The organism is Streptomyces sp. NPDC048172, assembly GCF_043202595.1.
GTDB lineage: Bacteria > Actinomycetota > Actinomycetes > Streptomycetales > Streptomycetaceae > Streptomyces.
Genome location: NZ_JBIDAT010000004.1, coordinates 914,745 through 924,546 on the forward strand (window position 1 = coordinate 914,745; position 9,802 = coordinate 924,546).

Annotated in this window: 9 protein-coding genes; 6 read left to right on the forward strand and 3 right to left on the reverse strand. The window is 70.7% G+C overall.

All coding sequences use genetic code 11. The features are described 5' to 3' along the window. Positions 1-61: 61 nt before the first annotated feature. The 3 genes from ACGF3A_RS21800 to ACGF3A_RS21810 are packed head-to-tail and all read right to left on the reverse strand — an operon-like array spanning position 62 to position 2,441. Positions 62-964 (reverse strand): biotin-dependent carboxyltransferase family protein, encoded by a 903-nt coding sequence (locus ACGF3A_RS21800; protein ID WP_393731865.1) that lies wholly within the window; start codon positions 962-964, stop codon positions 62-64. Then, positions 961-1,620 (reverse strand): allophanate hydrolase subunit 1, encoded by a 660-nt coding sequence (locus ACGF3A_RS21805; RefSeq protein ID WP_393731866.1) that lies wholly within the window; start codon positions 1,618-1,620, stop codon positions 961-963. The genes ACGF3A_RS21800 and ACGF3A_RS21805 overlap by 4 nt, the downstream gene beginning before the upstream one ends. Continuing rightward, complete coding sequence (locus tag ACGF3A_RS21810) at positions 1,617-2,441, reverse strand: LamB/YcsF family protein (RefSeq protein ID WP_393731924.1); 825 nt, start codon at positions 2,439-2,441, stop codon at positions 1,617-1,619. Before ACGF3A_RS21810 ends, ACGF3A_RS21805 begins: the two co-directional genes overlap by 4 nt. 124 nt (positions 2,442-2,565) lie before the next feature. Here ACGF3A_RS21810 and ACGF3A_RS21815 point away from each other — a divergent pair, with 124 nt between their 5' ends. The 6 genes from ACGF3A_RS21815 to ACGF3A_RS21840 all read left to right on the forward strand — a co-directional run bounded on the left by ACGF3A_RS21815 (position 2,566) and on the right by ACGF3A_RS21840 (position 8,308). After that, positions 2,566-3,279 (forward strand): GntR family transcriptional regulator, encoded by a 714-nt coding sequence (locus tag ACGF3A_RS21815; RefSeq protein WP_393731867.1) that lies wholly within the window; start codon positions 2,566-2,568, stop codon positions 3,277-3,279. A gap of 233 nt (positions 3,280-3,512) precedes the next feature. After that, on the forward strand, positions 3,513-4,256 hold the full coding sequence (locus ACGF3A_RS21820; protein WP_393731868.1) for a DUF969 domain-containing protein: 744 nt from the start codon (positions 3,513-3,515) through the stop codon (positions 4,254-4,256). Then, the gene (locus ACGF3A_RS21825; RefSeq protein ID WP_393731869.1) at positions 4,253-5,221 is read left to right on the forward strand and encodes a DUF979 domain-containing protein; all 969 of its coding nucleotides are present in this window, start codon (positions 4,253-4,255) and stop codon (positions 5,219-5,221) included. The genes ACGF3A_RS21820 and ACGF3A_RS21825 overlap by 4 nt, the downstream gene beginning before the upstream one ends. Before the next feature lie 16 nt (positions 5,222-5,237). Further along, the gene (pcp, locus tag ACGF3A_RS21830; RefSeq protein ID WP_393731870.1) at positions 5,238-5,906 is read left to right on the forward strand and encodes a pyroglutamyl-peptidase I; all 669 of its coding nucleotides are present in this window, start codon (positions 5,238-5,240) and stop codon (positions 5,904-5,906) included. Next, a complete protein-coding gene (locus ACGF3A_RS21835; protein WP_393731871.1) occupies positions 5,903-6,961 on the forward strand; it encodes a DUF2891 domain-containing protein in 1,059 nt (352 codons plus the stop codon). The genes pcp and ACGF3A_RS21835 overlap by 4 nt, the downstream gene beginning before the upstream one ends. 84 nt (positions 6,962-7,045) lie before the next feature. Continuing rightward, on the forward strand, positions 7,046-8,308 hold the full coding sequence (locus ACGF3A_RS21840; RefSeq protein WP_393731872.1) for a serine hydrolase domain-containing protein: 1,263 nt from the start codon (positions 7,046-7,048) through the stop codon (positions 8,306-8,308). Positions 8,309-9,802 lie beyond the last annotated feature (1,494 nt).

Sequence of the window (9,802 nt, forward strand, 5' to 3'; positions counted from 1 at the left end):
AATGCATGGCCGAGACGCGAAGCCTGGTCCGGACCAGGGGCGTTCACGGAGCGCGAGGCTCTCAGGAGGGGATGAAACGCACCGGAGTGCCGGGCGGGGCCTGGGCCGCGGCGGCGAGCGCGGGCTCGGGGACGACGCCGATCACCGGGTAACCGCCGGTCGTCGGATGGTCCGCGAGGAAGACCACGGGGCGCCCCTCGGGCGGCACCTGGAGCGCGCCGAGCGGCATGCCCTCGGAGAGCAGTTCGCCCTCGACCGCGCGCTCCAGCCGCGGGCCCTCCAGGCGCAGGCCGATGCGGTTGCTCGCCGGGGAGACGCGGAAGGTGCCGCCGGTCAGGGTCCGCAGCGCGCCGGGCGTGAACCACGCGGTCCGGGGTCCCGGCACGACGGGCAGCACGAGTTCGCGGGGCGGCGCGAGCCAGGGGGCGGCGTCGGGGCCGGGGTCCGGCTCTCCCGTACGGGCGTCGCCGAGGGGCAGCGTAGCGCCGTCGCGCAGCGGGTCCGGGCCGAGCCCGGAGAGCAGGTCGGTGGCCCGGCTGCCGAGCACGGGCTCCACGGCGACGCCGCCCGCGAGGCCCACGTACGAGCGGACGCCGTGCGTGGCGGCCCCGATCTCCAGCACGGACCCGGCCGGCACCCGTACGGGTACGCCCCACGGCGCCGGGCGCCCGTCGAGCCGGACGGGACAGGGCGCGCCGGTGACGACGGCGGTCACGGCTCCGCCCTCCGCGGCCTCCGCACGCAGCGCGCAACCGGTGACGGTGGTCTCCAGGGTGGCCGCGCCCTCGTCGTTCCCGAGCAGCCGGTTCGCGAGCCGGTGCGCGGCCTCGTCCAGCGCGCCGGAACGCGGCACCCCGAGGTGCGCGCACCCGGTCCGCCCGAGGTCCTGCACGGTGGTGAGCGCCCCGGCGCGTACGACGGAGACGGAGTTCGGGGCGGAGACGGAGGAGGGGCCGGGGGTCATGCTCGGGACCCTTCCTGCGGGACGAAGCGGACGCGGGTGCCGGGGGCGAGGAGCGCGGCGGGGGTGCGGGCCGGGTCCCACAGGACGGTGTCCGGCGCGGTGCCGATGAGCTGCCAGCCGCCGGGCGAGGAGCGCGGGTAGACGCCGGTGTAGCCGCCCGCGAGCCCTACCGCGCCGACGGGGACCTTGGTACGCGGGTTGGCGCGGCGGGGCACGTGATACTTCTCGTCGAGCCCGGTGAGATAGCCGAAGCCGGGCGCGAAGCCGCAGAAGGCGACCCGGAACTCGGTCGCCGCGTGCACCCGCCCGACCTCGTCGGGCGTGACGCCCCACAGCGCGGCGACCTCGGCCACGTCGGGCCCGTCGTAGCGGACGGGGATCTCCAGCGCGCCCTCCGTCCCGGCGACGAGCGGCGGTATCCGCCAGCGCGGCAGCTCGCGGGTGAGCCGCTCGGGGGCCTCCAGCCCGTCGAGCAGTACGGTCCGCGCGCCGGGCACGATCTCCCGTACGGGTGGCAGGCTGCCGTCCGCGCGGCGCCGCAGCACCTCGGCGTGGAACGCCTCCGTGGCCTCGGCCGTGGGCAGTTCGACGAGCAGCCCGTGCCGCCCGACGGGGAGCACGACGAGGTCCAGCCCCCGTGGCGGTTCGGTGGTCATGCGAAGGCCTGGACGCCGACCCCGGCGGCGGCCAGCTCCTCCCGCACCCGGCGGGCGAGCCGCGCCGCGTCGGGGGTGTCGCCGTGGACGCACAGGGAGCGGGCGCGCACGGTGACCGTACGGCCGTCGGCGGCGGTCACCTCGCCGTCGCGCGCGAGCCGTACGGACCGCTTGACGACCTGGTCGGGCTCGGTGAGCACCGCACCCGGCTCGGAGCGCGGTACCAGGGTGCCGTCGGGCTGGTAGCCCCGGTCGGCGAACGCCTCGGCCACACACGGAAGCCCCGCCTCGGCCGCCGCGGCGTGCAGCTCGGAGCCGGGCAGGCCGAGGACGGGCAGGGCGCGCCCGGTCGCGGCGCGCGCGAGGCGGACGCCCTCGGCGACGGCGGCGGCCTGCCCCGCGTCGCGCACGGTCCGGTTGTAGAGCGCGCCGTGCGGCTTGACGTACGTCACACCGGTCCCGGCGGCGCGGGCGAAGATCTCCAGGGCGCCGATCTGGTACGCGACTTCGGCGGCCAGCTCGTCGGCCGGTACGTCCATGGCGCGGCGGCCGAACCCGGCCAGGTCCCGGTACGAGACCTGGGCGCCGATTCGTACGCCCCGCTCGGCGGCCAGCTCGCAGACGCGGCGCATGGTCGCGGGGTCGCCCGCGTGGAAGCCGCAGGCGACGTTGGCGCTGGTGACCGAGGAGAGCAGGGCCTCGTCGTCGGTGAGGCGCCACCGCCCGAACCCTTCGCCGAGGTCGGCGTTGAGGTCGATCGTCGGCGCGACCGCGGAGGCGACCGCGGGCGCGACCGCAGGGGCGCTCTGGGAGTCGGTCATCTGGTCCATCGTCAGCAACGTACGGGATTGTTGAACAATCCGGCAAGACCGTCCTTGATCCCGATTCCCTTTCACCGCATTCTCGGATTGACTGGCCCCACCACCACCCCGGGGGGAGATCACGATGACCGCGGACACGTCCCTCGTCCTCACCGACGCGCTGTCCGAACTCGCGGCGGACCGCGCGCTGCTCGGGCGGACGAGCACGGCGGAGCGCGTCGCGGCCATCCTGCGCGAGCGGATCGCGCGGGGCTCCTTCCGGCCCGGCACGCGCCTCTCCGAGGAGCGCATCTGCGGCGCGCTCGGCGTCTCGCGGAACACGCTGCGGGAGGCGTTCCGCCTCCTCACCCACGAGCGGCTGCTCGTCCACCGGCTCAACAAGGGGACGTTCGTCCGGGTGCTCACCGCGGCGGACATCGTGGACATCTACCGCGTAAGGCGCCTCGTCGAGTGTGCGGCACTGCGCGAGCTGGGCGAGCCGCCCTACCGGGTGCGCGAGGTCAGGGCCGCCGTGGAGGCGGGCGAGAAGGCCGCGGCGGCGGGCGTCTGGCACGACTGCGCGACCGCGAACATCCGCTTCCACCAGGCCCTCGCCGGGCTGGCCGAGAGCCCGCGCACCGACGACCTGATGCGCGGCGTGCTCGCCGAGCTGCGGCTGGCGTTCCACATCATGGACGACCCCCGCCGGTTCCACGAGCCGTATCTCGCCCGCAACCGGCAGATCGTCCGCACCCTGGAGGCCGGGGACGCGGCGGGCGCCGAGCGGCTGCTCGGCTTCTACCTGGAGGACTCGCGGCGGCAGTTGATCGAGGCGTACCCCGAGCAGCCCGTCGACTGACCTCCGGGGAAATCATCCCCTTCACCCCTTTTCGCCCCGTTTTGCCGCTCCGCACACAGCGGCGAGGCGGGGCGATTTCTCTGCTGCCCATGCCCTTGTCGGATCGTTGAACGATCCTCTAACCTCCCGTGAAACTTGCTTCACGGGGACCGCCTCCGCACCGCCGGACACGGCCATGGACACGGGCACCCCTGACGCTCCCCTCTCGCACAGGCACAGAAGGCGGAGACGACATGATCGTTCTGCTCGGCGTCCTCGTGGTGGTCCTCGGATTCGCGACGCGCCGCAACCCCCTGCTCGTGGTCGGGGTGGCCGGGATCGCCACCGGACTGCTGGGCAAGCTCTCCCCCGTCGAGATCCTCCGGACCTTCGGGGAGAGCTTCGCGTCCAGCCGTTCGGTGACGATCTTCGCCATCACGCTTCCCGTGATCGGCCTCCTGGAGCGCAACGGCCTCCAGCAGCAGGCCCGCACCCTCATCGGCAAGTTCGGCAACAAGCTGACGACGGGCCGCTTCCTCACGCTCTACCTGCTGCTGCGCCAGCTCACCGCGGCCGTCGGGCTCCAGACCATCGGCGGCCCCGCGCAGAGCGTCCGGCCGATGATCGCGCCGATGGCCGAGGCCGCGACCGAGCGCCGCAACGGCGGACGCCCGCTCCCGGAGAAGGTCCGCGAGAAGGTCCGTTCGCACTCGGCGGGCACCGACACGGTCGGGCTCTTCTTCGGTGAGGACTGCTTCCTCGCCATCGGCTCCATCCTGCTGATCACGGGCCTGGTGAACAGCACGTACGACACCCACCTGGAGCCCCTGCACCTCGCGCTGTGGGCGATACCCAGCGCCGTCTGCGCCTTCTTCATCCACGGCGGCAGGCTGCTGCGGCTCGACCGGCAGCTCGAACGCGAGCTGGTCACCGGCAACGCCGAGATGGCCGTCGGGGACGACACCAAGGACGCGCAGAACGAGGCGGGTGCCAAGTGATCAAGTCCGAATGGTTCTTCTGGCTGGTCGGCGCCGTCTTCATCCTCATGGCGCTCCAGATGGTGAACGACCGCAGCAACCCCAAGCGGCTCGGCACCGCCTCCTTCTGGGGCCTGCTCGGCGCCTGCTTCTTCTACTCGACGTGGGTCGTCGACAAGTCCCTGCCCGCCGAGCCCCTCGGCGTCGCCGTCCTCGCCCTCATCTGCATAGGCGGCTTCAACCGCACGGGCAAGGGCACGCCCGAGACCACCACCGAGGAGAAGCGCGCGGCCCTCGCGGCCCGCTTCGGCAACAAGCTCTTCATCCCCGCGCTGACCATCCCGGTCGTCGCCATGCTCTGCGCCGTCCTCGTCTCCAAGTGGAAGATCGGCGGGACGCCCGTACTGGAGAAGGACAGCGAGACCATCCTCGGGCTCGGCCTCGGCGCGATCGTCGCGCTCGGCGTCGGGATGTGGATCCTGCGCGAGCGCAAGGTGAGCGTGCCGCTGCACGCCGGGCGCGGGCTGCTGGAGTCCATGGGCTGGGCGCTGCTGCTGCCGCAGCTGCTCTCCGTGCTCGGCGCGATCTTCCAGGCGGCCGGGGTCGGCACCCAGGTCGGCAAGATCACCGAGCAGATCCTGCCGGACGGGCAGAAGCTCGCGGCCGTCGCGCTGTTCTGCGCGGGCATGTTCGTCTTCACCCTGATCATGGGCAACGCCTTCGCGGCCTTCCCCGTGATGACCGCGGCCGTCGGCTGGCCCGTCCTCGTCGAGCAGATGGACGGCAACCCGGCGGCGATCCTCGCGATCGGCATGCTCGCCGGGTTCTGCGGCACGCTGTGCACCCCGATGGCGGCCAACTTCAACATCGTGCCCGCCGCGCTGCTGGAGCTGAAGGACCAGTACGGCCCGATCAAGGCCCAGGCCCCGACCGCCGTCGCGATGCTCGGCTGCAACATCGCGCTGATCTACTTCTTCGCCTTCTAGCGGACGGGAGCCGCACATGCCTGACGTCACGAAGGTCCTGCTGACCGGCTTCGAGCCGTTCGAGGGCTACGGGGACAACCCCTCCTGGACAGCGGCAGAACAGCTCGCCGCCGAGCCCCCGGAGGGGCTGGAGGTGAGCGCCGTCCAGCTGAGCTGCGTCTACCGCAGGTCGCTGGAAGAGCTGCGCACGGCGGTGGAGACGCACCGCCCGTCACTCGTCCTGGCCCTGGGCCAGGCGGGCGGCCGTCCCGACCTCACCGTCGAACGCGTCGCGATCAACGTCGACGACGCGCGCATCCCGGACAACGCCGGGCAGGAGCCCATCGACGAGCCCATCGTCCCGGGCGGACCGGCGGCGTACTTCGCGCCGCTCCCGGTGAAGGCGTGCGTGGCCGCGTCCCGCGCCGCCGGAATCCCGGCCTCCGTCTCCCAGTCGGCGGGCACCTTCGTCTGCAACCACGTCTTCTACGGCCTCGCGCACCTCCTCGCCACCGAACACCCGGACGTACGGGGCGGCTTCGTGCACGTCCCCTTCGCCCCGCACCAGGTGACGGCGCTCGGCGCGGCGGGCGCGGGCAAACCCGCGATGTCCGTACGGGACATGGCCACGGGCCTCGGCGCGATGCTGGAGGCGGCGGCCACGACGGCCACCGACATCCGCGAAACGGGAGGAGCGACACATTGAGCACCGAGCCGAGCACCGAGCCGAGCACCGAACGGAATCCCGTACTGGCCGACAGGGCAGGCGTCTTCGCCGAGCTGGCCCGCGCCAACGTCACCCGTGAGTACCCCAACGCCCCGCAGCACCTCCTCGCGGGTCCGGACGAGCTGGTCGCGCCGCGCACGTACCACCCCGCGTTCTACGGCGCGTACGACTGGCACTCGTCCGTCCACATGCACTGGCTGCTGGTCCGCCTGCTGCGCCGGTACGGGACGGCGTTCGACTCGGGCGCCGCGGTGGAGACCCTCGACGCCCACCTCACGCCGCAGTCGTTGGCCGTGGAGGCCGACTACCTCCGCCGTCACCCCTCCTTCGAACGCCCCTACGGATGGGCCTGGTTGCTGGCGCTCGCGAGCGAGAGCGCCGCTCTCGGTTCGGAGCGGTGGTCCCGGGCGCTGCGCCCCGCCACCGAGGCCGTCGCCGAGCTGACGCTCGCCTGGCTGCGCAAGGCCACGTACCCCGTACGCCACGGGACGCACGCCAACAGCGCCTTCGCGCTCGGACTGATACTCGACAGCGCGGAGGGCGCCGAGGGCGCGGGCGTACCGGAGCTGCGCGAGGCCGTCGCCGCGAAGATCCGCGAGTGGTACGTGCCGGACCACGGCGCGGCGAGCCGCTGGGAGCCCTCGGGGCAGGACTTCCTCTCGCCGTTCCTCGCGGAGGCGGACGCGGTGCGCCGCGTGCTGCCGTCCGGGGAGTTCGCGGGGTGGCTGACGACATTCCTGCCCGAACTCGACGCACCGGCGGGCGCGAAGGGCGACTTCATGCCCCCGCCGCGCATCTCCGACCCCGCCGACCCGCAGATCGGCCACCTCTTCGGCCTCTGCCTCAGCAGGGCCGCCGCGCTGCGCAACCTCGCCGGGGCCCTCCCGGAGACGGACCCCCGCGTCCGTACGCTCACCGCGTCCGCCGAGGCCAACCTCCAGGCAGCCCTTCCGGCCACCACCTCGGGCGACTTCACCACCGACCACTGGCTGGCGACCTTCGCCACGCTCGCGCTCGACGGTGGCGTCCGGTGAACCCCGGCACCTCCGGCTGACCCCACCCCGGGCCTGGTGCTGGCGGGATGGCCGTGCGGGGGCCGGGCCCGGGACCCTCGCTGCATGGACACAACACCCGTACAGCGCAGGCGGATTCCGGCCCGGACCCGCGTGATCGCCACCTGCTGCGTGCTGGCGGCGGCCGTGACGGGCACGCTCGCCGCCGGGCCCGCACCCGCGTCGTCGTCCCGGCCGGACGACAGGCACGACCGGCACGACCAGCTCCAGCGGGCCGTCGAACGGGCGCGCGAGGACGCGGGCTTCGTCGGGCTCTCCGTAGAGGTACGGGACGGTGAACGCCGGGACTGGGCCGGAGCCGGGGAGGCGAAGCTCGGCACGGGGAAGCCCGTACCGAGGAACGGCTCACTGCGCGCGGCCAGCGCCACCAAGAGCTTCACGGCGGTCGTCGTGCTCCAGCTCGTCGCCGAGGGGAAGCTGTCGCTCGACGACCCGGTGGAGAAGTGGCTCCCCGGCGTCGTCTCGGGCAACGGCAACGACGGGAACCGCGTCACCGTCCGCCATCTGCTCCAGCACACCAGCGGCATCTACAACTACGACTTCCTCGAAGACACGGAGCACGGTGGCGGGAAGGACGGCGACACGAAGAAGGCGTTCGAGCGGACCCGCTTCAACCGTGTCACCCCCGAGGACGGCGTCACCGGGGCCATGCGCCACAAGCCCGACTTCCCGCCCGCCGCCCCGGACGACCCCGAGCCCGACTGGAACTACTCCAACCCCAACTTCCTGCTGGCCGGAATGCTCATCGAGAAGATCACCGGGCACCCGTGGGACCGCGAGGTGAGGCACCGCATCACGCACCCCCTCGCCCTGCGCCACACCTACGCCCCGGCCCCCGGCGACGCGTCCCTGCCGGAGCCGCACGCCCGTACGTACCAGACCTACCGCGACGCCAAGGGCTGGACGGACACCACGGTGCGCACCGTCGGCCACGCCGGCGCGGCGGGCTCGCTCATCAGCACCGAACGCGACCTGGAACGGTTCTACACCGCGCTGATCCGCGGCAGGCTCCTCCCGCCCCGCCAACTGGCGGAGATGCGCCGCACGGTGCCGGTGAACGAGAGCTTCCAGAAGATCTTCCCCGGCATGGGGTACGGGCTCGGCCTGATGCGCAACAACCTGAGCTGCGGGGGTCGTTACGTCGGCCACGGCGGCGACCTGGAGGGCTTCTACCTCTGGAGCGGCGTCACCGAGGACGGCCACCGCTCCCTCGTCATCAACGCCACCGGCAAGAGCCACGACCCGAAGAAGGACTTCAAGGCCCGCCGCGCCCTGAACAAACTCACGGACGAGGTCCTCTGCCGCTAGGCCGTTTCTGATGGCTCTTGGTCGGCCGGCGAGGAGATCATCCGGCCTGCGCGAGCGGCCTCACGTGGCGCTGATGGATTCGCCAATCACGTCCACGGCAACCATCGGACGGTTTCAAGAGCAGCAGGAAGCGCCCTTAGGCGTGAACAAGCATTAGCTCATCTCACCCTGTAACCCTCTCGTAGCTACTTCTGGAACCGCAGCACCTACAGAACCGGAGTCACTCTCTGCGCATTTCACAGATATTGACTCGCGGAAGGGTCGAGAGTACGAATAATGATGCACAGGGGATTGACAACGGAAGGTCGTATCCGCTCACGTGGTGTAGCGGATCACATTCCGCTTAGGAGTAGAACTCCCACGACCAGCACGTTGGCGTGTGAGGGGCTGGAGATACAAGATCGCTTACACCGCTCTGCGGGACACGACCCAACGGAAAAACCATGCATGCGATTGACCCACTCGGTTAATCCCCTAACTTCGCCGCCTCGGGGGTGCAATGAGTACTAGAGCTGCCAGGAAACTCATAACCATACCGCTGACGCTTTTACTGCTTGCTGGATTCCTTGCGGCACAGAACTGGTCGAACCCAGCGGCAGCACTACCAGCATCAGTCGTGCCATCCGATCCAACACCCTCCGACAAAACCCCAAGAAAGTCTGTGACAGCAGATTGCCCAGCAGGTCACTCTGTACTTGGAGGGGGAGGTGATACTCTCCCGGAAGGGGGAAAGGTCATGCTGAAAAGCCTCATCCCCTATAACACGGGAGAGGGCGTCCAAAAGACTGGTCACTACCGGGCCGAAGCTGAAGCACCTCCGAACTATGCCAAAAATTGGCAAATGGTGGCATACGCTATATGCGTTCCGATAGATCCGCCCGGGTATGAAATCGTCAGCAACTCAAGCCCCCCGGGGAAATCTGACACATTCCAGCCCGTGGCTGTCGACTGCCCCGGCAGCAAACAGGTCCTCGGTGCTGGCGCAAGCACTATCGGAGATTCAGCGCTACAACTCGTCCGATCCTCACAGCCACGGGATATAGCCCGGGCCACGGGTCGGGAGTATCAGCCCTACGGGGACGACTGGCAAGTCACCGCTATCGCCGTTTGCTCGAACCGTCTCCAAGGTGCAAAGACTTATGCAAACGTTAAGGACAGCGCTTTGGCTTCCACCGTATGCAAGGGTGGGCGACTAACCCACGGGGCAGGTGGCGGAGGCAGCATCATCGACTCCGGCCCAGCATTCCTAAGCCGACTGCAACCGTACCCAGGCGGCACAAACGTCTGGATGACTCGCAAGCCGACGGGCGGCACGGTGGCCCAAGCGATTTGCGTGCCGTTCCCGTAGAAGCAGGGCAACTCAGGCAAAGCCGCTCACCCTTGGTGCTTGACTTCGCCTCTAGTACTGCAACGGCGTTTGAGGTGACGGGGCGGCAGTCTGCTCGTTGAGTTTTTCGTGGGTGGGGACGTTGATGTGGTGCGGTGGGCGGCTGG